Origin of the sequence: Mangrovibacter plantisponsor, from assembly GCF_003182475.1 — a bacterium.
Lineage (GTDB): Bacteria > Pseudomonadota > Gammaproteobacteria > Enterobacterales > Enterobacteriaceae > Mangrovibacter > Mangrovibacter plantisponsor.
Genome location: NZ_QGTS01000010.1, coordinates 197,574 through 223,208 on the forward strand (window position 1 = coordinate 197,574; position 25,635 = coordinate 223,208).

The 25,635-nt window shown below is 52.9% G+C and carries 22 protein-coding genes; 16 read left to right on the forward strand and 6 right to left on the reverse strand.

What is annotated here, in order from left to right; genetic code table 11:
• Positions 1–25: 25 nt before the first annotated feature.
• The 4 genes from DES37_RS17225 to araD are packed head-to-tail and all read left to right on the forward strand — an operon-like array spanning position 26 to position 3,751.
• Positions 26–1,552, forward strand: a complete 1,527-nt coding sequence (locus tag DES37_RS17225) for an FGGY-family carbohydrate kinase (protein ID WP_110027053.1) — start codon at positions 26–28, stop codon at positions 1,550–1,552.
• A complete protein-coding gene (ulaD, locus tag DES37_RS17230) occupies positions 1,549–2,202 on the forward strand; it encodes a 3-keto-L-gulonate-6-phosphate decarboxylase UlaD (protein WP_036116643.1) in 654 nt (217 codons plus the stop codon). Before DES37_RS17225 ends, ulaD begins: the two co-directional genes overlap by 4 nt.
• Positions 2,202–3,062, forward strand: coding sequence for an L-ribulose-5-phosphate 3-epimerase (locus tag DES37_RS17235; protein WP_110027009.1), 861 nt, complete (start codon positions 2,202–2,204; stop codon positions 3,060–3,062). The genes ulaD and DES37_RS17235 overlap by 1 nt, the downstream gene beginning before the upstream one ends.
• Positions 3,056–3,751 (forward strand): L-ribulose-5-phosphate 4-epimerase, encoded by a 696-nt coding sequence (gene araD, locus DES37_RS17240; RefSeq protein WP_110027011.1) that lies wholly within the window; start codon positions 3,056–3,058, stop codon positions 3,749–3,751. Before DES37_RS17235 ends, araD begins: the two co-directional genes overlap by 7 nt.
• Positions 3,752–3,881: 130 nt before the next feature.
• Here araD and fucO read toward each other — a convergent pair whose 3' ends face one another.
• Entirely contained in the window at positions 3,882–5,030 is a 1,149-nt protein-coding gene (fucO, locus tag DES37_RS17245; protein WP_110027012.1) for a lactaldehyde reductase, read from the reverse strand.
• 27 nt (positions 5,031–5,057) lie between these two features.
• Complete coding sequence (gene fucA / locus DES37_RS17250; RefSeq protein ID WP_036116635.1) at positions 5,058–5,705, reverse strand: L-fuculose-phosphate aldolase; 648 nt, start codon at positions 5,703–5,705, stop codon at positions 5,058–5,060.
• Positions 5,706–6,247: 542 nt separating this feature from the next.
• Between fucA and fucP the strand changes: the two genes are divergently transcribed.
• From fucP to sra, 8 genes are all read left to right on the forward strand, one after another.
• Positions 6,248–7,564, forward strand: coding sequence for an L-fucose:H+ symporter permease (fucP, locus tag DES37_RS17255; RefSeq protein WP_036116728.1), 1,317 nt, complete (start codon positions 6,248–6,250; stop codon positions 7,562–7,564).
• Positions 7,565–7,599: 35 nt separating this feature from the next.
• Positions 7,600–9,375 (forward strand): L-fucose isomerase, encoded by a 1,776-nt coding sequence (fucI, locus tag DES37_RS17260; protein WP_110027014.1) that lies wholly within the window; start codon positions 7,600–7,602, stop codon positions 9,373–9,375.
• Between the two features lie 68 nt (positions 9,376–9,443).
• Positions 9,444–10,883, forward strand: a complete 1,440-nt coding sequence (gene fucK, locus DES37_RS17265) for an L-fuculokinase (RefSeq protein WP_110027016.1) — start codon at positions 9,444–9,446, stop codon at positions 10,881–10,883.
• An 18-nt stretch (positions 10,884–10,901) separates the two neighbouring features.
• Entirely contained in the window at positions 10,902–11,327 is a 426-nt protein-coding gene (gene fucU, locus DES37_RS17270; RefSeq protein WP_036116632.1) for an L-fucose mutarotase, read from the forward strand.
• Positions 11,328–11,359: 32 nt separating this feature from the next.
• Positions 11,360–12,088, forward strand: coding sequence for an L-fucose operon activator (fucR, locus tag DES37_RS17275; RefSeq protein WP_036116630.1), 729 nt, complete (start codon positions 11,360–11,362; stop codon positions 12,086–12,088).
• A 157-nt stretch (positions 12,089–12,245) separates the two neighbouring features.
• Positions 12,246–13,382 (forward strand): alpha/beta fold hydrolase, encoded by a 1,137-nt coding sequence (locus tag DES37_RS17280; RefSeq protein ID WP_036116724.1) that lies wholly within the window; start codon positions 12,246–12,248, stop codon positions 13,380–13,382.
• Positions 13,383–13,552: 170 nt separating this feature from the next.
• Positions 13,553–14,023 carry an Hsp20 family protein gene (locus DES37_RS17285; RefSeq protein WP_110027019.1) on the forward strand — a complete coding sequence of 157 codons (471 nt, stop codon included), beginning with the start codon at positions 13,553–13,555 and terminating at the stop codon, positions 14,021–14,023.
• Between the two features lie 94 nt (positions 14,024–14,117).
• A complete protein-coding gene (gene sra / locus DES37_RS17290; protein WP_072007014.1) occupies positions 14,118–14,261 on the forward strand; it encodes a stationary-phase-induced ribosome-associated protein in 144 nt (47 codons plus the stop codon).
• A gap of 167 nt (positions 14,262–14,428) precedes the next feature.
• Here the strand turns inward: sra and qhpR are convergent, their stop codons facing one another.
• Both qhpR and DES37_RS17300 read right to left on the reverse strand, forming a co-directional pair.
• The gene (gene qhpR, locus DES37_RS17295; protein WP_211320564.1) at positions 14,429–15,505 is read right to left on the reverse strand and encodes an AraC-like transcriptional regulator QhpR; all 1,077 of its coding nucleotides are present in this window, start codon (positions 15,503–15,505) and stop codon (positions 14,429–14,431) included.
• 187 nt (positions 15,506–15,692) lie between these two features.
• On the reverse strand, positions 15,693–16,700 hold the full coding sequence (locus tag DES37_RS17300) for a phosphotransferase enzyme family protein (protein ID WP_110027023.1): 1,008 nt from the start codon (positions 16,698–16,700) through the stop codon (positions 15,693–15,695).
• Between the two features lie 274 nt (positions 16,701–16,974).
• Here DES37_RS17300 and eat point away from each other — a divergent pair, with 274 nt between their 5' ends.
• A complete protein-coding gene (eat, locus tag DES37_RS17305; protein ID WP_036116622.1) occupies positions 16,975–18,339 on the forward strand; it encodes an ethanolamine permease in 1,365 nt (454 codons plus the stop codon).
• Positions 18,340–19,580: 1,241 nt separating this feature from the next.
• Here the strand turns inward: eat and DES37_RS17315 are convergent.
• Together DES37_RS17315 and DES37_RS17320 are read right to left on the reverse strand one after the other, a co-directional pair.
• Positions 19,581–20,132 (reverse strand): flavodoxin family protein, encoded by a 552-nt coding sequence (locus tag DES37_RS17315; protein WP_110027025.1) that lies wholly within the window; start codon positions 20,130–20,132, stop codon positions 19,581–19,583.
• 191 nt (positions 20,133–20,323) lie between these two features.
• Positions 20,324–21,910 carry a hypothetical protein gene (locus DES37_RS17320; protein ID WP_110027026.1) on the reverse strand — a complete coding sequence of 529 codons (1,587 nt, stop codon included), beginning with the start codon at positions 21,908–21,910 and terminating at the stop codon, positions 20,324–20,326.
• A gap of 477 nt (positions 21,911–22,387) precedes the next feature.
• On the opposite strand from DES37_RS17320, the gene DES37_RS17325 reads away from it, so the two are divergent.
• The 3 genes from DES37_RS17325 to DES37_RS17335 are packed head-to-tail and all read left to right on the forward strand — an operon-like array spanning position 22,388 to position 25,625.
• Positions 22,388–23,215 carry an oligogalacturonate-specific porin KdgM family protein gene (locus tag DES37_RS17325; RefSeq protein WP_036108871.1) on the forward strand — a complete coding sequence of 276 codons (828 nt, stop codon included), beginning with the start codon at positions 22,388–22,390 and terminating at the stop codon, positions 23,213–23,215.
• Between the two features lie 26 nt (positions 23,216–23,241).
• A complete protein-coding gene (locus DES37_RS17330) occupies positions 23,242–23,991 on the forward strand; it encodes an oligogalacturonate-specific porin KdgM family protein (RefSeq protein ID WP_110027027.1) in 750 nt (249 codons plus the stop codon).
• 44 nt (positions 23,992–24,035) lie between these two features.
• Positions 24,036–25,625 carry an SGNH/GDSL hydrolase family protein gene (locus DES37_RS17335; protein ID WP_110027029.1) on the forward strand — a complete coding sequence of 530 codons (1,590 nt, stop codon included), beginning with the start codon at positions 24,036–24,038 and terminating at the stop codon, positions 25,623–25,625.
• Positions 25,626–25,635: the final 10 nt, after the last annotated feature.

Here is a 25,635-nt window from a genome sequence, read left to right on the forward strand (position 1 = left end):
CGGCGCGCATAAACGAGTACCGATGATGAGAGAACACAGCGAGCCTTTATGGCTGGGTATTGATTGCGGCGGCACCTATCTGAAGGCCGGGTTATATGACCGCGCTGGCAAAGAGCACTCTATCCAGCGAGGCGTACTGACCACCCTCAACCCACAACCTGGATACGCTGAGCGCGATATGCACGCGTTATGGGAGCAGTGCGCCAGTACCATTCGTCAGTTACTGACCCGGGCAGAGGTAAATGGCTCCCGAATTCAGGCGATTGGTATTTCTGCTCAGGGTAAGGGGCTGTTTCTGCTCGATAAACAGAATAAGCCTCTCGGCAATGCCATTCTCTCCTCAGACCGTCGGGCTATGGCGCAAGTACGCCAGTGGCAACAGGAAGGTATGCCTGAACGGCTCTATCCTGAAACTCGCCAGACGTTATGGACCGGCCACCCGGCATCATTACTGCGCTGGATTAAGGACCATGAGCCGCAACGCTACCAGAACATTGGCTGCGTGATGATGGGCCACGATTATCTGCGCTGGTGCCTGACAGGCGTAAAAAGCGCAGAAGAAACCAATATCTCCGAATCGAACCTGTACCACATGGCGCGGGGTGAATATGACCCCAAACTGGCGCAAATGCTGGGTATTGAAGAAATCATGCCCGCTCTACCGCCAATTGTTGGCCCGGCAGAAATATGCGGGGAAATCACCGCTCATGCCGCCTCCCTGACCGGTCTCGCTGCAGGCACGCCTGTAGTGGGGGGGCTGTTTGATGTGGTTTCCACCGCACTCTGTGCCGGATTACAGGATGAACACACACTCAATGCCGTTATGGGTACCTGGGCCGTTACCAGCGGTGTGACATCCGGGATTCATCCCCACGAAGCTCACCGTTATGTCTATGGCCGCTACGCCGACCCGGGACTCTATATTGTCCATGAAGCCAGCCCCACATCATCCGGCAATCTCGAATGGCTCACGAGCCAGTGGGGCTCACTCTCTTTTGACGAGATTAATAACGCAGTCGCCAGCCTGCCGAAGGCCGGTTCAGATGTCTACTTTTTGCCATTTCTGTATGGGAGCAATGCCGGGCTGGAAATGACTGCCGGGTTCTATGGGTTACAGGCGATTCACCAGCGGGCTCACCTGCTGCAGGCCGTCTATGAAGGTGTAGTTTTCAGCCATATGACTCACCTGAACCGTATGCAAACCCGTTTTACCGAGGCCCGCACCTTACGCATAACCGGTGGCCCGGCACATTCTGCCGTCTGGATGCAGATGTTTGCCGACATCAGCGGATTAACCGTGGAATTACCCCAGGTGGAAGAAACCGGCTGCCTTGGCGCCGCACTCGCCGCCCTGGTGGGTAGTGGCGTGTATCCCTCATTTCAGGTTGCCTGCCAGCACCTGAATCACCCTATTCACCGCCTGACCCCCGACCAGGATGCTCACGCGCGCTATCAACATAAATACCAGCATTACCAATATCTGATTGATGCCATGCAGCAGTTTCACGCTCGCTGCGCCGCATCTCAACGTGCTAAGGAATCTATCGCATGAAACCCTTGTTACAACTGGCCCTGGACCACACCAGCCTGGCATCTGCACTCCAGGATGTGGAAAAGCTGCATCACCATGTGGACATTATTGAGGCTGGCACCATTTTATGCCTGTCTGAAGGGTTGCACGCAGTGCGCGAATTACGGGCTCGTTGCCCGGAAAAAATCGTGGTAGCCGACTGGAAAGTGGCCGATGCCGGAGAAACGCTGGCCCAACAGGCGATGACGGCGGGTGCCAACTGGATGACCGTGATTTGTGCAGCCCCCCTGGCAACAGTGGAAAAAGCATTATCCGTTGCCAAACAGCATCAGGGCGATATCCAGATTGAGCTATTTGGCAACTGGACTTTCGATGATGCCCGCGCCTGGTATAAAGCCGGCATTCGCCAGGCGATTTACCACCGGGGCCGGGATGCTCAGGCCAGCGGGCAAACCTGGAGCGAGGCGGATCTTAACCGCATGAAAGCACTCTCGGATATTGGCCTGGAACTGTCGATTACCGGCGGCATCACCCCTGACGACCTGCACCTGTTCCGTGATATCGCGGTGCGCGCATTTATTGCCGGGCGAGCACTGGTTGATAACCCCAACCCGCCAGCCGTTGCCAGTGCCTTCCACCAACAAATTCAGGCCATCTGGGGGAGCAAATAATGCGCCAGCATCCACTCGGTATTTATGAAAAAGCCTTACCCAAAAACCTCACCTGGCCGGAAAGGTTAGTGCTGGCGAAAAGCTGTGGCTTTGATTTTGTCGAGATGTCAGTCGATGAAACCGATGAGCGCTTATCCCGCCTGGAGTGGTCTGCCAGCCAGCGAGCCTCCCTGGTGGAATCCATGCTGGAAACCGGTGTATCTATACCGTCGATGTGCCTGTCCGCACACCGCCGTTTCCCTTTTGGCAGCAAAGATGAAGCCATTCGCCAGCGCGCCAGAACCATTATGACCCAGGCTATCAGGCTGGCACGCGACCTGGGGATCCGCACCATCCAGTTAGCCGGGTATGACGTTTATTACGAAACTCACGATGAAACCACGCTGCGTTATTTCACTGAAGGCATGGCCTGGGCTGTTGAGCAGGCAGCGGCGGCACAGGTGATGCTGGCTGTGGAAATCATGGACACCGAGTTCATGAACTCCATTACCAAATGGAAAAAGTGGGACGACTTACTTGCATCCCCCTGGTTCAGTGTTTACCCGGATGTCGGCAACCTCAGCGCCTGGGGGAATGACGTTGCCAGTGAACTCCGTCTGGGGATTAACCGCATTGCCGCCATTCACCTGAAAGACACGCTGGCTGTCACCGCAGACAGCCCGGGGCAATTTCGTGATGTGCCCTTTGGCCAGGGCTGTGTCGATTTTGTCGGCATCTTCAAAACCCTTGCAGAGCTGAATTATCGCGGCGCCTTTTTAATTGAGATGTGGACAGAGAAAGCCCAGGAGCCGGTGCTGGAAATTATTCAGGCTCGCCAGTGGATTGAACAACGTATGCAGGAAGGAGGATTTCCATGTTAGAGCAGTTAAAAAATGAAGTGCTGGCCGCCAACCTGGCGCTTCCTGAACACCAGCTGGTCACATTTACCTGGGGAAATGTCAGCGCTGTCTGCCGCGAGCAGGGTGTGGTGATTATCAAACCCTCAGGCGTAGAGTATGACATGATGACAGCCGATGACATGGTGGTGGTTGATCTGGAAACCGGCACCGTGGTGGAAGGGAAAAAGAAACCCTCTTCTGATACTGCCACCCACCTGGCGTTGTACCGCCGTTTTCCGGGCATTGGCGGCATTGTGCATACCCATTCCCGCCATGCGACAATCTGGTCACAGGCAGGCCTGGATTTACCCGCCTGGGGCACCACACAGGCAGACTATTTCTACGGCGCAGTACCCTGCACCCGGCTGATGCATGATGCTGAAATCGCACAGGATTACGAACTGCAAACCGGTAATGTGATTATCGAGACGTTTGAACAGCGCGACCTTGATCCCCTGCAGATTCCGGCTGTGCTGGTGCATTCCCATGGCCCATTCGCCTGGGGAAAAGATGCCGCAGATGCCGTTCATAATGCAGTGGTACTGGAAGAGTGCGCATATATGGGGTTGTTCTCGCGCCAGCTCGCCCCACAATTACCGGATATGCAGCAAACCCTGCTGGATAAGCACTATTTACGCAAACACGGGAAAAATGCCTACTACGGGCAATAATCGCCACCGGGTAAATAACATTGCCGACACCAGTCAGGCTTCTGAAATTTAAAACAAAAAGGGAAAAAAATTTTCCCTTTTTCTCTATCTCTTGTGATCATAAACGCGGTAAACACCACGCAAAAAACCATCACCATGCCTGATGATACAACGCGCGAATCTCATTCAGAGTGGCTGCCCGCGGATTTCCTCCGGTGCACACATCGTCCAGTGCGGCCTGAGCCAGGTGGTCAATGTCTTCTTTTTTCACGCCAACATCGCGCAGGTGTTCCGGGATCCCCACATCATGGTTCAGCGATAAAACAGCCTGTATCGCCTTATTGCGCACCTCTGCCAGCGTGCAACCCTCCACCGTTTCACCCATCGCTCTGGCGATATCACGGTATTTCTCACCGGTGTAATCCGCGTTGTATTGCATGATATGAGGCAACAGAATGGCATTAGCGACACCATGTGGAGTGTTATAAAACGCCCCTAAAGGGTGCGCCATACCATGTACCAGCCCCAGCCCAACATTGGAAAATCCCATCCCTGCCACATACTGGCCTAACGCCATCGCTTCGCCAGCAGCCGGATCACCTGCCACTGAACCACGTAAAGCACCGGCAATCATTTCAATGGCTTTAATATGCAAGGCATCCGTTAATGCCCAGGCACCTTTAGTGATATAGCCTTCTATAGCATGGGTCAGCGCATCCACACCCGTTGATGCTTTTAATGCCGCAGGCATGCCGTCCATTAAATCGGCGTCCACCAGCGCGACGGCGGGAATATCATGCGGGTCCACACAGACAAATTTCCGCTGGCGTTCGCGGTCGGTAATCACATAATTGATGGTCACTTCCGCCGCGGTTCCCGCTGTGGTGGGAATGGCAATCACTGGCACGCTGGGGCGCTGAGTGGGAGACAACCCTTCCAGGCTGCGCACATCCTGGTGTTCAGGATTATTGATAATAATACCGATTGCTTTCGCCGTATCCTGCGGTGAACCACCGCCAATGGCTATCAGGTAATCAGCACCGCTACGAATAAAGGCATCAACACCGGCCTGCACCACCTCGATAGTCGGGTTTGGCACAACGTCGGCGTAGAGTGTCCAGGGTAAATGAGCCTGGTCCAGTTGCCCGGTGACTTTGCCTACAACGCCACACTGGATAAGCGGGTTATCTGTCACTATCAATGCCCGGGTGAAGCCCCGGCGTTTTATTTCTCCCGCCAGCGAGGCGACGGCCCCACGACCAAACCAGGCGGTTTCATTCAGAATCATTCGGTTTGCCATGACATAGTCCTCCCTATAAGCGGTACGCTACTCTTCTATTCTCAGGCCGTAGGTTTTGAATTTTTCCAGCACAATGGCAATTTCTTCATCGCTAAGAATGGGAACAGGATCCTGAATCGCCAGCGTGGTCAGGTATAGCTGCGCCAGTACCTCCACTTCGTGGGCCAGCCACAGCGCTTTTTCCAAATTCACCTCACAGGCAATTAAACCGTGATGCTGAAGCAGACAGGCTTTGCGGTTCTTCAGTGCCACACACACAAACTCGGACAATGCTTTGGTGCCAAAAGTCGCGTAGGGCGCGCAGGGAATGGTATTTCCGCCTGCGGCGGCAATCATGTAATGAATAGCAGGAATCGGCCGGTTCAGAATGGAGACGGCGGTGCAATACACCGCATGGTTATGCACCACTGCGTTAACATCAGGCCGCGTATGGTAGGCCGACAAGTGGAAGCGCCATTCACTGGAGGGTAATTTCCCCTCTTCGTGATGCCCCTGCTCATCAATGAAGACAATCTGGTCTGTGGTTAGCTTCTCATACGGAATGCCGGTCGGGGTTATCAACATACCGTTCTGAAAGCGAACACTGACATTACCTGCGGTTCCCTGGTTGAGACCGAGGCGCGTCATTTCCAGACAGGTATCAATAATCTGCCTGGACAACACTGTTCTTTCCATTATCTACCTCTCTTAATTTTCTGATGCTGAGAAATAACGCATCCCACGTTTTACTCGCGACTTTTTGAAAAACCTGCCTGTATCTTCAGATTCATTATTTTTTTATAAAATGTCTCAGGTTTATTTTGTGACCGCCATCAAGCCTTATCATCAATAAACAAAGTTTCCTGATAAAAACACAAATAAAAAATGTTGGTTTAAATTATTTTTTATTCAAACGGTCATTTATGAGAGGAAATGACCGTTTGAATAAAAAGATCAAAAATCGGTCATCGCGCATTTTTATATGGAAATTAAAAACAGAAGAAAGATCGGCATTAATAGTGATACAACTCACACAATATAATGGAAAAGACCTTATTTGTGACCAGCTTCATATTCAGCCAGTTTTTTTATTCGAGAATGGTCTCCAGAGTTCAGCCGCCACATGAAGACAGACACACCCTGTTAGGGGCGAGCCGGGCTTACTCTTGCGCTTTCTGGCAGGCCACCAGACAGCGCTCGCCTTGGTTGTTGAACATATCAGAACTAACGAGGACGCTATGGGCAATATTTCTCTGCAATCTCAAAGCTACCGGGTAGCCGCCGGAGAAAAGAGTAAAAGTTACATCATTCCGTTTGCGTTGTTATGCTCATTATTTTTTCTCTGGGCAGTGGCAAATAATCTTAATGATATTCTTTTACCACAATTTCAGCAGGCATTTACCCTCAATAATTTCCAGGCAGGGTTGATTCAGTCTTCATTTTATTTTGGCTACTTTGTCATTCCCATTCCCGCCGGGATATTGATGAAAAAGCTCAGTTATAAAGCAGGTATTATTACAGGATTATTTCTGTATGCCATTGGTGCTGCTTTATTCTGGCCTGCAGCAGAAGCGATGAACTATACACTGTTTCTGCTTGGGTTATTTATTATTGCCGCCGGGCTGGGTTGCCTGGAAACTGCGGCTAATCCGTTTGTCACTGTATTAGGGCCAGAAGAAGGCGGGCATTTTCGCCTTAATCTCGCCCAAACGTTTAACTCTTTCGGTGCCATTATTGCCGTCGTGTTTGGCCAGAGTTTAATTCTGTCGCATGTGCCTCACCAGCCACAATCAGTACTGGACGGGATGTCCACAGAACAACTGGCGACCTATAAACACAGCCTGGTATTGGCAGTTCAGACACCGTACATGATTATTGTCGCTATTGTTTTGCTGGTCGCCCTGTTCATTATGCTGACCCGTTTCCCGGCCATTCAAAGTGAACAGCAAGACAGCGAGAGCGCTTCTCAGAGCTCATTCCTGTCATCGTTACGGCGCCTGGTGCATATCCGCCACTGGCGGTGGGCAGTACTGGCACAGTTCTGTTATGTCGGTGCACAAACAGCCTGCTGGAGTTACCTGATTCGCTACGCTATTGAAGAAATCCCTGGTATGACACCTGGTTTTGCCGCCAATTACCTGACCGGCACTATGGTGTGCTTTTTTATTGGGCGTTTCTCTGGCACCTGGTTAATTCGCCGCTTCGCACCCGGAAAAGTGCTGGCAACCTATGCCTTCATTTCCATGGCACTGTGCCTGATTTCCGCCTTTACCGGTGGGCATGTTGGGTTACTGGCACTCACACTGTGCAGCGCCTTTATGTCCATTCAGTACCCCACCATTTTCTCACTGGGTATCCGCCAGTTGGGTTCCGACACCAAATACGGTTCCTCTTTCATTGTGATGACCATTATTGGCGGCGGTATCGTGACACCCATTATGGGTTTCGTGAGTGATGCGGCAGGGAATATCCCCAGTGCAGAGTTGGTTCCGGCTCTTTGCTTCGCTGTGATCTTTATTTTCGCCCGTTTCCGTTCCGGGGAACAAACAAACTAATACGCTGTATTCCTGATTACGTTAAGGAGTTTTCAATGAAAAAGAATAACTTACCTAAGATTGGTATCCGCCCGGTGATTGATGGCCGCCGTATGGGTGTGCGTGAATCACTGGAAGAACAAACAATGAATATGGCGAAGTCTACCGCCGCGCTGTTAAGTGAGCATTTACGCCACGCCAGCGGTGCGAATGTGGAGTGTATTATTGCCGACACCTGCATTGCCGGTATGGCGGAAGCCGCAGCCTGCGAAGAAAAATTCAGCCAGCTCAATGTTGGGCTGACTATTACCGTAACACCTTGCTGGTGCTATGGCAGTGAAACCATCGACATGGACCCCACCCGGCCCAAAGCCATTTGGGGTTTTAACGGAACCGAGCGTCCTGGTGCCGTTTATTTAGCTGCCGCGCTCGCCGCACACAGTCAAAAAGGGATCCCGGCATTTTCTATTTATGGCCATGACGTACAGGATGCAGATGACACCACAATCCCGGCAGATGTGGAGGCTAAACTCCTGCGTTTTGCCAGGGCAGGCCTGGCGGTGGCAACGCTGAAAGGTAAGAGCTACCTCTCTTTGGGCGGAGTGTCGATGGGTATTGCCGGTTCAATTGTCGACCATAACTTCTTCGAATCCTGGCTTGGTATGAAAGTACAGGCTGTGGATATGACTGAACTGCGCCGTCGCATTGACCAGAAAATTTATGATGAAGATGAACTGGAAATGGCGCTGGCATGGGCAGATAAAAACTTCCGCTATGGCGAAGATAAAAACGCCAAACAGTACCAGCGCAATGCAGAACAACACCATGCGGTACTTAAAGAAGGTTTGCTGATGGCAATGTGCATCCGCGACATGATGCACGGCAACCCTAAACTGGCTGAAAAAGGCCGGGTTGAGGAATCTTTAGGTTATAACGCGATTGCCGCAGGCTTCCAGGGGCAACGCCACTGGACAGATCAATACACTAACGGCGATACCGCAGAATCCTTGCTGAACAGTTCGTTTGACTGGAACGGTGTTCGCGAGCCTTGTGTTATTGCCACAGAAAACGACAGCCTCAATGGTGTGGCAATGTTGCTTGGCCACCAGCTGACCGGTACAGCGCAAATCTTTGCTGATGTGCGCACTTACTGGTCACCAGAAGCGGTGCAACGGGTAACCGGCCAGGCGCTCACCGGCCATGCAGCCAGTGGGATTATTCACCTGATTAACTCAGGCTCTGCCGCTCTGGATGGCACTGGTAAACAACGAGACAGCGCAGGTAAACCCACCATTAAACCTCACTGGGAAATCAGCCAGCAGGAAGCTGATGCCTGCCTTGCCGCCACACAGTGGTGCCCTGCCATCCATGAGTATTTCCGTGGCGGTGGCTTCTCTTCCTGCTTCCTGACTGAAGGCGGCATTCCGTTCACCATGACCCGCGTCAATATCATTAAAGGCCTGGGCCCGGTGCTGCAAATTGCCGAAGGCTGGAGTGTCGAACTCCCTGAGGCAGTTCACGATGCCCTGAACAAACGCACAGATTCCAGTTGGCCAACCACCTGGTTTGCTCCACGCCTGACCGGCAATGGCCCCTTCACAGATGTTTACTCGGTAATGGCGAACTGGGGCGCGAACCATGGCGTGCTCACCATCGGCCATGTTGGCGCAGACTTTATCACCCTGGCGTCCATGCTGCGCATTCCTGTGTGCATGCACAACGTTGAACCAGAAAATATTTATCGCCCGTCCAGCTGGTCTGCACACGGTATGGATAGTGAAGGCCAGGATTACCGCGCCTGCCAGAACTATGGGCCGCTGTATAAACGTTAATTGTATACACGTGAACCTGCCCGCCCTGCCGCCCCTGCGGCAGGGCCAGGCACTTGTCTGGAGTGAGTATGAAACAAGACATCATTCTGGTGCTGGATTGCGGTGCAACCAATATCCGGGCGATTGCCGTTAATAAGCAAGGCCACATTGTTGGCCGGGCGACGACGGAAAACACCAGCATTCCTTCCCCGGAAAACCCAACCTGGCACTTATGGTCTCTGGACGCCATCCTTGCAAATTTTGCCCTGTGCTGCCAACAACTTGGCACCACGCTGGCAAATTGCACCCTTCGGGCTGTCACAGTGACAACCTTTGGCGTGGATGGCGCACTGGTCGATAAACAGGGCAATATGCTGTATCCCATTATTAGCTGGAAATGCCCGCGCACAGCCAGCATGGTTGCTCACACCGACCAGTTAATGCCGCTGGTGCGCCGCCAGGCAATCAGTGGTGTGGGGGAATTTGGCTTTAATACCATTCATAAACTGGTGTGGCTTAAAGAGAATCACCCGGAGAAACTGGAACAGGCCCATGCCTGGCTGTTTATTTCTTCACTGATTAACCACCGGCTAACCGGGAAGCTGACAACCGATATGACCATGGCGGGTACCAGCCAGTTGCTGGATATCCGCACCCGGACATTCAGCCGTGACATTCTTCAGGCGATTGGCGTGAAAGAAAACCTGTTTCCGCCACTGGTTGATGCCGGAGCCCTGGTGGGCACACTGCTGCCCGAAGCCGCTACACAACTTGGCTTACCGGCGCATACACCTGTCATTTCTGCCGGGCATGATACGCAGTTCGCGCTATTCGGCGCGGGGGCTGCGCAGGATGAACCGGTGCTCTCTTCCGGCACCTGGGAAATTCTGATGGCACGCACACCACACCTTGATACCGCCCGGCTCACCCGCCACAGTGGCACAACCTGTGAATCAGACAGTATTCCCGGTTTGTTCAATCCCGGCATGCAGTGGCTGGCATCGGGTACGCTGGAATGGATCCGCAAATTATTTTGGCAGGCAGATACACCGTGGTCACAGATAGTCGATGAAGCGCGCAGAATCGCCCCCGGCTGTGATGGCGTACAGATGATGTGTGATTTGCTGGCAGGCGGGCAGGCCGGATGGCAGGGTGTTTCACTCAATACAACTCGCGGGCATTTTTACCGGGCGGCACTGGAATCCCTGAGCCTGTCCCTGAAAAACAATCTACAGATACTCGAACGTATTGGTGGCTTCCACACCCAGGAATTGTTGATGGTAGGCGGCGGTAGCAGGAATACGCTGTGGAACCAGATCAAAGCCGATACGCTGGGCATTCCGGTCAAAGTGCTCGACGAAGCAGAAACCACCGTTTGCGGCGCGGCCATGTTTGCCTGGTATGGCGCAGGGGAATTCAGCAGCGCCGGGCAGGCCAGAGCACAAGTCACTTTCCATTACCGCTACTTTTACCCGGAAACCCCGCAGGCTATGGCCTCTGGCAGTGTGGCATCTGCCACCGTGCAGTAACCCCACAAGGAGAACACAATGTTAAAAACAATATCACCACTGATTTCCCCCGAACTGCTGAAAGTCCTTGCTGAAATGGGGCACGGGGATGAAATTATCTTTTCAGATGCCCACTTTCCGGCTCACAGCATTGGCCCACAGGTGATCCGCGCAGACGGGTTAATGGTCAGTGATTTACTGCGTGCCATTATTCCGTTATTCGAGCTGGACAGCTACGCACCGCCGTTAATTATGATGGCTGCCGTAGAAGGCGATACGCTGGATCCGGAAGTAGAAGTTCGTTACCGCAAGGCGTTATCAGCACAACTTCCCTGCCCGGAGATAATTCGTATTGAACGTTTTGCTTTTTATGAACGGGCGAAAAACGCTTTTGCCATTGTTATCACAGGAGAATGCGCCAAATATGGCAATATCTTGTTAAAAAAAGGGGTAACCCCTCTGTAGAGCCGTGCTTCCTGAACAGACCGGAGACCAACATGAAACCAGCGCGCCACCAGGCTATTGTGGAATTACTGATGCAGTACCAAAGTTTGACGACCGGCGCGCTCGCCAGCAAATTGCATGTCAGCCAGGAAACCATTCGGCGCGATCTAGGCGAACTCCAGGCTCAGGGGAAAATACAACGCAGCCATGGGCGCGCCCGCTCCATTCGCCGGGAAAACCATGACAGCGGGGACCCTTTTCATATCCGGCTGAAAAGTCATTATGCCCATAAAGCGGATATTGCCCGTGAAGCCATGGAATGGATAGATGCAGGCATGGTTATCGCGCTGGATGCCAGCTCAACCTGTTGGTACCTGGCTCGCCAGTTACCCGATATTGAACTCACCGTATTTACCAACAGCCACCCTATTTGCCACGAACTGGGAAAACACGAACAAATCAACCTGATTATCTCCGGGGGGCAACTACAGCGAAAATACGGCTGTTACTTAAATAATGGCCTGATACATCAGTTAAAATCACTGGAGATCGATTTGTTTATTTTTTCCTGTGAAGGCGTGGACCAACAGGGGCAACTCTGGGATTCCAATATCTATAATGCGGAGTTTAAATCTGTTCTGCTTAAACGCGCCGGGCAGTCTTTATTATTGGTAGATAAAAGCAAATTCAACCGCTCCAGCGAAGTCAAAATCGGTATGCTGGATGATGTCACACATATTATTTCAGATGTCGATACACAAAGCCTGGTTGCCCCCATTTAGCACACCCACCACCACAAGCTAGTGAGAACCCACCAGGAATAAGCAATATTCCAGGCAGAAAAACGGCATAAGCAGGTTAATTTCGCTACACTTACCCCCTGAAAACTGACTGCCAGGTGGCGGTCTTGTAGCCACAAACAGGGAACACGCTATGTTGATACCTCACTCACTGGCGCGCTGGGCGCTGCCTGCATTATTACCTTTCACCTTTTCACTGGCTTATGCCGCCGCTCCCGATACCACTGCTGGTGAGCTGGTGAACAAAGTCGCACTGCCTGCCGACCACGGCTTACAGGAAGCTGCTGAGCAATACCTGATAACCTACCACTCAGTCAGTGGCGTGGACGGGAAAACCCCGCGCGAAGACACCGCCGCACTGTTTATTCCCCATGGCAAAATGCCGGACGGTGGCTGGCCGGTAGTGGTCTGGACACACGGAACCGTGGGTGTGGGCCGGGATTGTGCGCCATCACTGAACCCGCGTACTGCCAGAGACAGCCAGTACCTGAATACCTGGTTATCGCTGGGGTTTGCAGTTGTTGCACCCGATTATGCAGGGCTGGGCTCTTCCGGGTTACATCATTACCTGAACGCCCGGGCAGAAGCCTGGAGTGTGCTGGACAGCGTGCGGGCGGCACTGAAAAACTTTCCGCTGGCTAACAAACTGGTGCTGGTTGGGCAGTCTCAGGGGGCGCATGCGGCCTTTTCCACCGCGGGCTGGCAGCCTGACTACGCGCCAGAACTGCATGTACGCGCCACCGTGTTAACCGGCACACCTTTTTTTGATGACACACTTTCTGCCGATAAACTCTTCACCGGTGAATCAACCGGGGATGGCGGTGATCCGAAGATTCCTTATGCGTTTTATATTTACCTTTCCGCCGCCGACCACAACCCGGCACTGAAACCGGAAAATGATTTTCAGCAAAAAGCCCTGCCGTTACTCAATGAGGCCAGTAAGCTGTGCATCACACCACTCACCCAGGCTGTTATGGCTGAAAAACTCAATGCAGCCAACAGCCTGAAACCCGCGATTCAGTCGGTTCTGGTTGAGCAAACACCCACACTGCGTTACCCAACCCTGCATATTAACCACCCGGTATTTATTGGCATTGGCGGCAATGACATCAATGTACCCACCGCCATGCAGCAGCACTTTGCCAGTGCGGTGAAAGCCGCCGGAACAGATGTTGAAATCCGTGAATACCCGGGGCTGGACCACAGTGGAACGGTTAACCCGTCCTTACGTGACTCCGTACCTTTTGTGATTCACGCGCTATCTGCCAAACAATAATTGTGCTCACCTCCCCGGCCAGCAAGGCCGGGGCTGGCGACAAAAAAATTTCACTTTTTTGGGGTTGAAAAAAACACCAGCCACCCTATATTTCATTGCGGAGGGGGCACAACCCCCACCACAAAACATGAACTGCTTTTTGAATATTGACTATGTTCAGGAGGTTAATCATGGCACGTAATGCTTTGTCTTTATTCCCATTGTTTTCAGATTCACTGTTCCCTGACCGCTTCAACCGAATTGACCGGTTGTTCAGCCAGCTGACTGGCGATGCACCACTTAGTGGCGCACCTTCCTACGATATCAAACGTACCGGCGATAACCGCTACGACTTAATTCTGAGTGTACCAGGCTGGAAAGAACACGAACTGCAAATTGAAACCACCGGTGGGCAGCTCACTATTTCCGGTAAGCATGAAGAAGAAAAAGGCGGTAGCGAAGAGAGCTGGATTCACCGCGGAATCAGCCGCGCCAGCTTCCGTTCCAGCTTCAGCCTGCCAGACAGTGTCACCGTCACCGGCGCTGCGCTGAACGAAGGGTTACTCACTATCAGCCTGCTACAGGAAATTCCGGAAGAAGAGAAACCACAGCGGATTGCGATCACAAACAGCAACAGTAAAGCACTTGAACACCAGGTGTAAGCGTCGCATAACAGTAAGGCCGCGCCTGGTTTCGGCCAGGCGCTCTGATAACACGAAGTATCCTTAACATCTTTATACAACGTAAGGAGAATGCATGAAGACGAATCGTCAGGCACGTCAGTTATTAGGGCAGGATCATTGGTTGTCGAACCACCGCAAACTGGTCATTCACGATAATGCTGCCACCATTGTAAAACATGGCTCCGGGCGGCACCGCCATCTCAACCAAAGTGAATAAGTGAATTGATGCGTCCGGGGGTGTCCTTGTGACGAACAGCCCCGGACGCATTTTTTTATCGCGTCTCAACAGGCACGCTTACATTAATGCCACTGTTTTTCTTTTAGTAACTTCCCCAGATAAAAGCCACACCGACGGATGAGAACCCACTCTTCCCGGCTGCTTTATCATTCCCGGTAAGCCAGAACCTGCTCACCTTTACGCCACTGGCGTGGGCTTACCCCAAACCAGCGACGGAACGCGCGGGAAAACGCGCTCACTTCTGAATACCCCAGTAGCAGTGCCATCTCCGACACCGGTAACTGGTTCTGTTGTAAATAGTGCGTCGCCATTTCACAGCGAACTTTATCCACCAGCGTGGTAAAACTCACGCCCTGCTCACGTAACCGGCGTTGCAGTGAACCACAAGACAGGCCCATTTTTTCCGCGACATCGTCAAGTGCCGGTTCACCCATAGCCAGTTGCAGGTGCACTTGCGTGCGCGTCTGGTCAACGATGCCCTGGTTGGGCACCCGGCTGTTCAGGCGGCGAATAGCATCCTGCATCACCAGCAATAGCATTGGGTCGCTGTCTGGCATGGCCCGGGAAAGCTCACGTTTAGGGATAATCAGCGAGTTAAAAGGCTGCTCAAAATACACTGGCGCATCGAACAGTTTACAGTGTTCGTGCCACTGTTCCGGGCGCGGGTGCTCAAAATGCACTTCCCGTGGTGCCCAGTGCGGGCCCATAGCATGGCGAATCAGGTTCATAAACATGCCTAACGTCAGCTCGGCATCCTGGCGACGGGCAAGAATTGCGCCATGGCGCACCTGGTAATCCAGCCGCCAGCAATCGCCTTTATCTACCATGCGCACTAAGGTGTCGTGCTGGTGATACGGAAACGCGTTTGCCACGTTATGCAGCGCCTGTTCCAGTGTGCCGGAACACAAACCGATATAGCCAATCAGGCCTAATGACTGCGGTTTAAACTGCCGTCCGTAGTGTAAACCGAAATTATCAAAACCTGAGTTATGCGCAGCTTCTTCCATTACCCGGCAATAATTAACCAACCCGAGGCTGAGTGTTGGGCTGGCAAGCAATTCGGGGTCGACGCCACTGATACCAAACACCCGGTCTGCATCACCACCGTACTGGCTAATAAAATCACCCAGACCGGAGGCGGCGGCAGACAGAACCCCCATATTTCCCCCTGCTGCGCTGTTAAGCGAGCCGGAGAGCGCCGAATGCAGCGAAGGCGTTGTCATCATTGCTTCACCTTTACCTGTTAATGAATGGGATAAGTGAGAGCAATATTCGTACCACTTATGGGGTTAAACAGAATCAATCAGTTAGCAGCCAGAACACCCTGCTGGCGCGCGCCCGGGAGCCTGGCTGCCCACTCGTAGTGCACCCGGTCATCACGGTGCATCACAAGGGCCACTGCAGCAAACGTTATGCCCCAACAGGCAACAGAGACTCTTCTTCCATAAAACGGTGGCACAAACGCACTGTATGCCCAACCCATTCACTCCCCAGGCTTTGTGCCATCTCTGTTTGTGCATGAGAGGCCACCCAGGCAGTAAGCTGTATACGGCGCTGCATCAATAATGCAGGGACCACAGCGATATCCGCGTCAGAAATATGCGCCACTTGCTCATAACCGGCGAGCCAGTTCTCCACCCAGGCCTCAGCCCGCGGGTGGTGCTCCACAAAACTGATGGCGGCAGCCAGGTCATGGAGATACCAGCCCATGCCGCAATCATCAAAGTCAATTACCCGGGTTTCGCCCTGCCAGAGCAATAAATTGGTGAGGCGCAGATCGGCATGGATCAGCCCAAATCGCGCCTGATCCTGGCCATATTCATTGAGTTGATGGCGAATACGCGCCAGAGCTGCATCCACCACGTCATGGTTGTGGTGGGTAAGCCCTTGTGCATCACGCCAGTCGCCCCAGTGCCCTTCTGCGCTAACCATTGAAGGGTGGTCCCACAAAATACGCCGAAAACCTTCCGGTTTGCGCCACTGCCTGCTGTGCTGGTGCAACCGTGCGGTAATTTCCCCCAACTGGCGAAAAGCCCTGGGATCCACGCCGGTGTCTGGCATGTCACCGTCAATCCAGTGAAACAAAACAGCATGGCGCACCTGCCCGCCTGCCAGCGGCAATGTTTGTACCCGCACACCTTCACAGTCAACCAGCGCCTCTGGCACCGGAATACCGGCTTCGCGCAGGGCATCCAGCCACAATAGCTCGCTTTCGATATCCACTTTTTCATGGTAATCGCCACGGTGCAGGCGCAGGGCATAGCGTTTCCCCCCGGCAGTCACTACAAAGGTGGCGTTTTCAGAACGGCATAACAGGCGGATTTCGCCCTGCAATGGTGCCGGGTAACGGCGCAGTGCCTGCTGCGCCAGTAGTGTCAGAGTTGTGTTGTCCAGGGTGTCATACTGTTTTGCACTCATGAATATTGTCCGTCTGGTTCAGGGTGCATTCAGCATGAAGTTATTTCCCCTTGTCGCGCTTGACACTACAGCCGCAAAAATTGACCCAGACCACTATTCACGCCGCTTTTCTCCGTCAACTTGACATCAGCGCGCAAGAATCGACGCGCTGATGTCAAGTTTTCCCCACCGCACTGGCGGCATTATCAGAGAGCAAACGCACCAACATTCGCAAAATAAGACGTTCACAAAATAACGCGTTCACACAACGACGATAACTGACGGGGATACAAATATGACGACAAAACTTAAGCCCACACTGGGTGCCCTGCACTTGTGGGGTATTGCCGTGGGTCTGGTCATATCCGGAGAGTATTTTGGCTGGAGCTATGGTTGGGGAGTGGCAGGCACACTGGGGTTTTTGATTACCACATTGTTTATTGCTGCAATGTACACCTGTTTTATTTTCAGCTTTACCGAGCTGACTACCGCCATTCCGCAGGCCGGCGGCCCGTTTGCCTACAGCCGTAAAGCCTTTGGCGATACGGGCGGCCTGATTGCAGGTATGGCAACCCTGATTGAGTTTGTCTTTGCACCACCTGCTATTGCCATGGCGATAGGTGCTTACCTGAATGTGCAGTTCCCCGGGCTGGACCCGAAATATGCGGCGGTAGGCGCGTATATCGTCTTTATGGGGCTGAATATTCTGGGCGTAAAACTGGCTGCCATGTTCGAACTGGTGGTCACCATTCTGGCGGTTATCGAACTGCTGGTGTTTATGGGCGTGGTTTCCCCCGGGTTTACCATGAGCAATTTTGTTGCCCATGGCTGGGCAGGCAGCGATGGTTTCTCACTGAGTTCTGTTTCCGGTATGTTTGCCGCCATTCCTTTCGCTATCTGGTTCTTCCTGGCGATTGAAGGGGCTGCCATGGCCGCAGAAGAAGCGAAAGACCCGAAACGCACCATTCCACGCGCCTATATCACCGGTATTCTTACTCTGGTGGTACTGGCAATTGGTGTGATGTTGCTGGCAGGTGGCGCAGGCGACTGGCGTAAACTGTCCGACATTAACGACCCGCTGCCGCAGGCAATGAAAATGATTGTTGGCGAGCACTCCAGCTGGATGCATATGCTGGTGTGGATTGGCCTGTTCGGCCTGATTGCCAGTTTCCACGGGATTATTCTTGGCTATTCTCGCCAGTTCTTTGCGCTGGCCCGTGCCGGTTACCTGCCTCACGGCCTTGCAAAACTTTCCCGCTTCCAGACACCACACCGTGCAATTCTGGCCGGTGGTGTGATTGGTATCATCGCGATTTTCTGTGATGGCGTGAACCTGCAAGGCATGAGCCTGACCGCCGCCATGATAACCATGGCCGTGTTCGGTGCCATTGTGATGTATATCATGAGTATGCTGAGCCTGTTCCGCCTGCGCCGCAGCGCACCGGAGCTGGAGCGCAGTTACCGTGCGCCAGGTTACCCGGTTATTCCGGCAATCGCGCTGGTTTGTTCCGTGATTTGCCTGGTGGCGATGTTGTGGTTTAACCCGGAAATTGGTGGGTTGTTTATTGCCTTTATGGTTGCGGGTTATCTCTATTTTCTGTCGACGAAGTCGCGCCGGGATGATGTGGCGAATGCGGAGATGGTGTTAGAGAGTGAGTAGTGTTTTTTGCCCGTGGGGCGGGGGTTTCCGTTCACTTGCAGTGGAGCCAGCTGTTTCCGTTCACTTCCAGTGGCGTGGTTAATGTGGCTTCACAGCCTGTGAACGTGTTAAGGGGCCCGCCCCTTAACAATCCGGTTTTTCGCTGGCGACCGGTGCTGCGCACTGCGTTCACCTCCGGGCAGTCAGCCTGCGGCCGGCTCGACTCGGCATCCATGCCTCGGTTCGCCTTATTCCGCCATCCGGGCGGAATAACCTTGTCTTCCTTTCTCCGGTTCACCGGTCTTACGCGAACAGGCCTCGCTGCAAGTAGCGGGGTTTTTTGTGTTGTGCTGAGTGGCTGTAAGTTCTGTGTCTGGTCTGTCTTTTTGATGTTTTTTGCTGAGATATTAAAGGCGGGTGTGGGTGTGGCCTCTAAATCGTTGAGGCGTGCCTGGCGGGCCGGGGCTGCCTGCAGGACGCAGGCAGAGCGACGGGAGGCAGGAGGCCGACTCGGAGCGGTACCCGAACAGGCCGCCGGGGTAAGCCGAATGTCCGCGAAGCGGCGATTTTGCCGGCCACAAAAGGGGGTGGGGCCATTGCCCCCTGCGGGCGCCGGGCGCTGGTGGTGAGAGAAAGCAGTGTGGTTACCACGGCGCGCAATTTGCTCAGTGCTGGCAGAGCGGGGTCAGTTCACCCTGGCTGGTGCGATTGTTCCGTTCACTTGCAGTGTGGTTGTTTCCGTTCACCCGGGCTGGCGTGAAAATTCCGTTCACTTAAAGTGATGAGGTTAATGTGGCTTCACAGCCAGTGAACGGGCTAAGGGGGCTCGCCCCCTTTGCAATCCCCGTTTTCGCGGGCGACCGGTGCTGCGCACTGCGTTCACCTCCGGGCAGTCAGCCTGCGGCCGGCTCGACTCGGCATCCCTGCCTCGGTTCGCCTTATTCCGCCATCCGGGCGGAATAACCTTGTCTTCCTTTCTCCGGTTCACCGGTCTTACGCGACACAACACTCGCTGCGAGTAGCTGTTTTTTTGTGCTGTATGGTGTGGCTGGGGGATTTGTGCGTTGTCTGTTTTCTTTGATTTTTGCTGAGATATTACAAACGGGTGTGGCCTCTGAATCGTTGAGGCGTGCAACTGGCTCTGTGCTGGCAGATGACTGTTACTGCGGGTTCACTTTTAACAGTGTAAGGAGACTGTATCCAAATACATAACCCCCCGGCATCAGGTAACTGCGCCAGAGGATTACGTCAGGTGATGAGGCTTATTTCAGGCGTGCAGTGATAGAGGCAACACGGGCACCGTACAGGCGAACGGTTTCCAGGTCGCCAGCGGGGATTTTATCGGCACCGGCATCAGAAGGAGACTGTACCAGCGGGCCTGCGGAGCCACCCAGGTTGTTCACGTCATCACGGGTAGATGCCAGGGTATTTGCCGGCATCTGGCCCAGGCTTACCCAAATCCCGCCATGTTGCGCAGCGAGGGTTTGCATGGCAATCATGGTGACTTGTTTGTCGCCATTCAGGCTGGCGCTGTTAGTGAAACCACCGAAAACTTTATCCTGCCAGGCGCGAGTGAACCAGGCTTTGGAGCTGGCATCGGCGAATTTCTTAAACTGCCACGGGGCTGAACCCATATAGGTCGGCGCACCAAAAATAATGGCATCGGCAGCCTGCAGCGTGTCCCATGCGGCTTCAGGAATATTACCTTCCTGGTCAATCTCAATAAGTTCCGCCTGAGCACCTTCAGCAACGTTTTCTGCTACCAGTTTGGTGTGACCGTAGCCAGAATAATAAACCACTGCAACTTTAGTCATGGTCTCTCCTGTGATGAGGATGGTGAATTCTGTGTGCTAAGGGATATAACGCAGTAACTGGCAGAATACAAACCCGCTTTTATCCGTGCTTTACCAGGCCCGGATACTTACCTCAACACCCGTATCAGAGCGGGTGCTGGCTGGCACACAGCCAGGCGGCCCTGTGCCCGTCAGAAAAACAGCACAAAATGTTATGCAGTGGATAATGTTGCCAGTTGCTCACTAATACGCAGCCGCAGTTCATCGTCTGGCTCAACACGTAATAAATGCTCCAGCCGCCAGCGTGTGTCTTCCGGTAATGACCAGGCTTCAAGCACTTGCAACGCCACACTACGGTTATGAATCAGCGGGCTGTATAGCCCTGCATCCACCAGTGACCACCCCACTCCCGGGAAACGTTGCAACCCATATAAGATCCCATCCAGAACATGGTGATCATGCCAGCCGGTGCCGATCCCGGCCTCAAGCGAAGGACCGCTGGCGATCTGCGCCAGGTTCAGTTGCTGTTCTGCCAGCGCCTGAACCATGCTGGCCCGCTCCCTGGCGTGAGTTTGCAGCAAGGTATACCAGTGGCTTTCATCCGGAAAACGACTCTGGCGTTCATACACTTTGGGCCAGGGGTCTTCCCCACGGCACTGGCTTGCCTGTACCGCCAGGTAAAAACGCGACCAGTCTGGCTGCTCAAATTCTTCACTAATACAATCTGCCCAGCCGGGGTTAGCCAGAACATCTACGGCCAGATGGCGTAAATCCAGCCAGCGCGGTGCGTTGTCGGTATCTTCCTCTGCCTGGTGTGCAGCCCAGTTGGCAATAGCACTGGCACACAGATAATAGTGCAAATTGGCAGGCGGCAGGGTGTGTATTCGCTGCAACCAGCGAGTGCACAGCAGGTCATTATCGTCATAATTACGCATATCACGGGCGGGGCCGCCAGCAATCAGCGCCTGAATAATACCCGCCGCCCCCAATAGTAGTGCTTCGTCCTGTTCTTCCTGCAATGCCTGGGGTAAATCCCCACCGCTGGCACAATGCCAGGCGGTGTATTCATTCATGACGGTATTGTTATAGCCTGCACGCAGCAGCCAGTGGCGAACCTCATCGGGTAATGGAGTGGGTAAGCGCTCAATCAGGTGAATGCGCCCCCAGCCTTCAGCCTGTTGTGCCAGTGTAAACCATACCTGGGCGTACTCTTCCTGGCTTACCATGGCGCGTAACGCCACTACCGCATAGAGCGTAAATTCATCATGTGCGCCCAGAGTGGTCAGAATAGAGACACTCCGTTCGCCTGGGAAAAACATCAGCAACGCCATTGCGACTTTCACCACATTGCGGTCTGGCGCTTGTGTTGCCAGCCACTCAGCAAGCCAGCGCAGGCGTTCGGCGGAGATAGTTCGGGTGTTGGCGATTTCTTGCAGCAGCGCATCGATATAGCTCAGTGGATAGCCTTCATTCAGCAAACGGTACAGGCTCTGCACCGCCACCTCGTCGGAGGGCACAGCCAGCACCGCCTGGAGTGCATGAATAACCAGGCCGACTTTCTGGCGCACATCGTCCGGCTGCCCGGTATGCCATGCCAGCGTACCGTCCAGTGCGCCAGGTGCCCAGCGCAAACTTTCATCTTCAGCGGGCGGCTCATCGGGCAATGCCATCTCTTCGCGGTGCAGGCTACGTTGCCAGGTGCCCATCCAGTGGTAAATCGCTTCCCGCTCCGGGGCCCAGCTCTTCGTAAACCGGGGCGGTTTATTCTTGCCTGTCAGTTTATCGAACCAGGTACGCATGGAGCCTCCTTCATGGGCCGGGTAGTTGGCATACAGTTAAGTATATATCGGCATTCTGTGGCACTTCCTCAGTCTTCATCTGCCAGATGTGAGTGGCAGACAGTAAATATTCCGCTTATGGCAGGTTCTCATTATAAGAAAAATGACTAAAAAAATTCCGATTGTTATTTAATGTTGAGCATGGTCACAAATATAGAAACAAAAATGAAATATCGTAAATTTTAAATTAAAACGATGTTTCTTTTGATGCATCATACGCAGGTCAAAAATCGTAAAGAGGTTTCTGAAGCCCTGACTAATCACCCATGGTCAAAATAACAAGATCTCGCTGCCTTCTGGTTCTTTTACCGGGCGAGTTTATTATTAACTGTGCCATTTGTTATGCACAGCATGAGTCATATAACTATAAAATTACCTCTGGGATTTATGATATTTCTGGTGCGTAAGCACCCTTTCCGACAATATAAAGAGGATGTCATGAAAGGTTGTATCATAAATAAGCTCACAATCGGTATTATGATTGGCTGTATTCCCTGTTCACTACTGGCTGCTGATGGCAGAACAACTTTCCAGTATGAACATAAATTTAAAACAACAGACCGGCGCCATCACGATACGTTAAAACTTATCCACAAAACGCCCGAGTTATGGCATTTCGAAGTTAAGTTTGGTACCTCTGCGGGCAGTAGCCGCAATTATGATGTCGCTTATGATGATATGCAGGGTGGATCTGGTGGCCTGGTTCTCCAGAAAGACTTCAGGCTACTGGAACGTCGGGCCACACTGACACCATCAATGGAGTTTTCCTTTGGAAATACCTCGTTGACTTATCAACCAGGCACCAGGCTAAGTTATTCTATTAACAAGGAATGGTCAGTCTATGGGCGTTACCGTTACGAGCTGAAAAAGCTGACGCGTGATTACCGTTACAACACCATCAGTAAGTCTGATAAATACGGGCACGCCGGTGAAGTCTACCGTTCTCGCTCTGATACTGGCCGCCATCGTCTGGACAGTGGGGTGAGTTACTCGGGTATCCCGCATCTGCAACTGAGCTATGTGTTTAACTATTTTATTGGCGATAACATTAATGATTCCTGGAGTTATAAAAATGGTGTATTCACAGCCAATCAGTATGCCGTTTATAACGGGAAAAAGACGGATACCGAACAGCAGTTCAAAATTGCGGTAAGGTATTTCAAACAGTTCCGCCCCTATCTTGAAGTCGATGACGTTACAGTTTCTGGTAATTCAAAATCGCGCCAGCAACAGTACAAAATCGGGTTTAATTATTTATTCGACTGATTATATTCATGTATAGGGAATTAATAATGAAAAAAATCATTACTCTGGGGCTGTCTGGTCTGTTCTTTTTGCCCTCTCTTACTTCAGCATCCGAAACCTACTTTTTTTATGAGCACAGTTATGCAACTGAAAACCGGATTCATAGTGACAACTTTGGCCTGTTGCATGAACAAGGAGATGCCTGGTACAAAATAAAAATCGATTTTTATGGGAAAAATAAAGACACCGCATTTGATGAGGTGGTTTCTAATTCCTATTCATTTTTTTCTGGTTACCACTTCCATTTAAATAATCTCCTGACACTCAGCCCCAGTATGCAGGCCCGTTTTTACTCCGGGGGAACCAGTGGGCAAGGCACACCAGGTGAGATGGGCGACAGCCAGACCGCGGGTGCCCGCTATACCCCGGGGCTGATGCTGAGCTGGCAGGCGGCTGATCCGTTGTCGTTATACACCCAGTACCGCTACGACTACCGCAAACTCGCACGCGGCCGGGCCGCAAAAGGGGAGCAACTCAACCGCCATCGCCACCGTTACGAAGTGGGTACCGAGTACCACCTGCTGGAAAACCTGGCGCTACGTTACAAGGCCTTCTGGCACAAAGCTGACTATGTCCTGGCTGATAACAAAAAACATGATTATCAGCAGGATATATACGTTGACTGGCAAGTAAACCCGGCATGGCAACTGAATATTGGTGCACAGGATGTGGCAAAAAGCGCCCAGGAAGGCGGGCGCGAGGCACTACTGAAAACCGGGGTTACTTACACCTTCTGACTCACCTGCGGGTGTTCGCACCCGCTATTAACAGGAAAGAGAGTATGAAAGCGCGTCAATTTTTACTCTGTGCCGGGTTATGCGGCACGGCATTATCAGCCACCGCAGCACCGGTGCTGGAAGGGATGGTGATAGCTGAGCAGCCTTTTCGTTCGGTTACCGTCAGTGTCACGGACAGCAAAGGGCTGCAACGTACCGCAGTCACGGATAATGAAGGCCGCTACCAACTGGACGTTCAGGGGCTAAGCGCCCCTCTACGGCTTTCCGCGATGAACACGCACCCCTGGGAGGGTGTCACCAGCCAGGATTGCCTGCACAATGACCAGCCGCGGGCGCGCTGCATGGCATCGCTGCTCCCTGAGCTGGATGCCAGCCGAACCAATATTGCCAATATCACACCGTTTACTGACCGTATGGTGTCGGAAATTGCCACAGCAAACGGGTATACCGGCCCGCAACAATGGATTATGGCGAAAGGGATCACCATCGACACCACACAACTGGCGGCACCTTTAGCGCGTTTTCAGGCCGGTATGCATGATGCACTGGAGCAAGTGGGGTTAGTACCACTGCACACAAACCCGGTCACATTGCCGATGCAACCGGGCGACGGTATGAGCCAACTTCTGGCAGTCATCAACCATAACCGCGGTTATGACAATAACAGTGGTGAAGCTGCGGGCACCATTCTCACAGATATCAGTTTCCGCCCACTGGTGGGCCTGCAAAATGCCGGGCCATATGAACCCTTTGATTATGCACGTGCTGTAAAGGAGAGAATGGCCATACTGGCGGCAAAAACCCGGGTATTGATTGTCAGTGACTCAACGGCCGCTACTTATGAAGTCAGCCGCCTGCCGCGTATGGGCTGGGGCCAGGTCTTTGAGCAACAATTTGCGCCAGATAGTGGTGTGGTGGTGCTCAATGGTGCCCGTGCCGGGCGTTCCAGCCGGGATTTTTATAATGAAGGCTGGTACCAACAAATGGCGCGTTTTATGCGCGCTGGCGACTATGTGCTGATTGCTCACGGGCATAACGACCAGAACTGCAACAGCAGCAAACCACTGCGCGGCGCAGCCGATGTCAAAAACTTGTGTACCTACCCCAATAACAACAAGGGAGAACGCCAGTTCCCGGCGGGGCATCCTGAGATGTCTTACCAAACCTCTCTTGAGCGTTATATCAAACTAGCCTGGGCGCAGGGCGCACACCCGGTACTGCTTACCTCAACTGCCAGAGTCAAAAACGCCCGGGGGAAAACGGCCTTTGTAAACGGTGATACCCAACCTGTGGTCAGCAGCCATCACACCCCGGCAAAACCGGGCTACCTGTTCAGTGGCGACTATATTGCCAGTGTGCGTAAAACCGCGGCGGATAACGCCGTGCCTCTGCTTGACCTGGAAGCGGCAACCATCGCGCTGGCGAACCAGCACCCTCAGGACTGGCAGACATACTGGCTGGCAGTTGACCCTGCACGTTACCCCTGGTACCAGACACAAACCAGCGGCACGCTGGCAAACCCGGACACTACCCACTTCCAGCAAAAAGGCGCAGAAACCATTGCTGCCCTGGTTGCCGGGCTGGTTCGGGAAAACCCACAGTTGAAATCTCTCGCTGCGCAATTACAACCCTGAGAATGGAGGA

Excerpts from the sequence above, each read along its gene's own strand:
- DES37_RS17225 (WP_110027053.1), top strand. The coding sequence starts at position 26 with ATGAGAGAACACAGCGAGCCTTTATGGCTGGGTATTGATTGCGGCGGC.
- ulaD (WP_036116643.1), top strand. The coding sequence starts at position 1,549 with ATGAAACCCTTGTTACAACTGGCCCTGGACCACACCAGCCTGGCATCT.
- DES37_RS17235 (WP_110027009.1), top strand. The coding sequence starts at position 2,202 with ATGCGCCAGCATCCACTCGGTATTTATGAAAAAGCCTTACCCAAAAAC.
- araD (WP_110027011.1), top strand. The coding sequence starts at position 3,056 with ATGTTAGAGCAGTTAAAAAATGAAGTGCTGGCCGCCAACCTGGCGCTT.
- fucO (WP_110027012.1), bottom strand. The coding sequence starts at position 5,030 with ATGGCAAACCGAATGATTCTGAATGAAACCGCCTGGTTTGGTCGTGGG.
- fucA (WP_036116635.1), bottom strand. The coding sequence starts at position 5,705 with ATGGAAAGAACAGTGTTGTCCAGGCAGATTATTGATACCTGTCTGGAA.
- fucP (WP_036116728.1), top strand. The coding sequence starts at position 6,248 with ATGGGCAATATTTCTCTGCAATCTCAAAGCTACCGGGTAGCCGCCGGA.
- fucI (WP_110027014.1), top strand. The coding sequence starts at position 7,600 with ATGAAAAAGAATAACTTACCTAAGATTGGTATCCGCCCGGTGATTGAT.
- fucK (WP_110027016.1), top strand. The coding sequence starts at position 9,444 with ATGAAACAAGACATCATTCTGGTGCTGGATTGCGGTGCAACCAATATC.
- fucU (WP_036116632.1), top strand. The coding sequence starts at position 10,902 with ATGTTAAAAACAATATCACCACTGATTTCCCCCGAACTGCTGAAAGTC.
- fucR (WP_036116630.1), top strand. The coding sequence starts at position 11,360 with ATGAAACCAGCGCGCCACCAGGCTATTGTGGAATTACTGATGCAGTAC.
- DES37_RS17285 (WP_110027019.1), top strand. The coding sequence starts at position 13,553 with ATGGCACGTAATGCTTTGTCTTTATTCCCATTGTTTTCAGATTCACTG.
- sra (WP_072007014.1), top strand. The coding sequence starts at position 14,118 with ATGAAGACGAATCGTCAGGCACGTCAGTTATTAGGGCAGGATCATTGG.
- qhpR (WP_211320564.1), bottom strand. The coding sequence starts at position 15,505 with ATGACAACGCCTTCGCTGCATTCGGCGCTCTCCGGCTCGCTTAACAGC.
- DES37_RS17300 (WP_110027023.1), bottom strand. The coding sequence starts at position 16,700 with ATGAGTGCAAAACAGTATGACACCCTGGACAACACAACTCTGACACTA.
- eat (WP_036116622.1), top strand. The coding sequence starts at position 16,975 with ATGACGACAAAACTTAAGCCCACACTGGGTGCCCTGCACTTGTGGGGT.
- DES37_RS17315 (WP_110027025.1), bottom strand. The coding sequence starts at position 20,132 with ATGACTAAAGTTGCAGTGGTTTATTATTCTGGCTACGGTCACACCAAA.
- DES37_RS17320 (WP_110027026.1), bottom strand. The coding sequence starts at position 21,910 with ATGCGTACCTGGTTCGATAAACTGACAGGCAAGAATAAACCGCCCCGG.
- DES37_RS17325 (WP_036108871.1), top strand. The coding sequence starts at position 22,388 with ATGAAAGGTTGTATCATAAATAAGCTCACAATCGGTATTATGATTGGC.
- DES37_RS17330 (WP_110027027.1), top strand. The coding sequence starts at position 23,242 with ATGAAAAAAATCATTACTCTGGGGCTGTCTGGTCTGTTCTTTTTGCCC.
- DES37_RS17335 (WP_110027029.1), top strand. The coding sequence starts at position 24,036 with ATGAAAGCGCGTCAATTTTTACTCTGTGCCGGGTTATGCGGCACGGCA.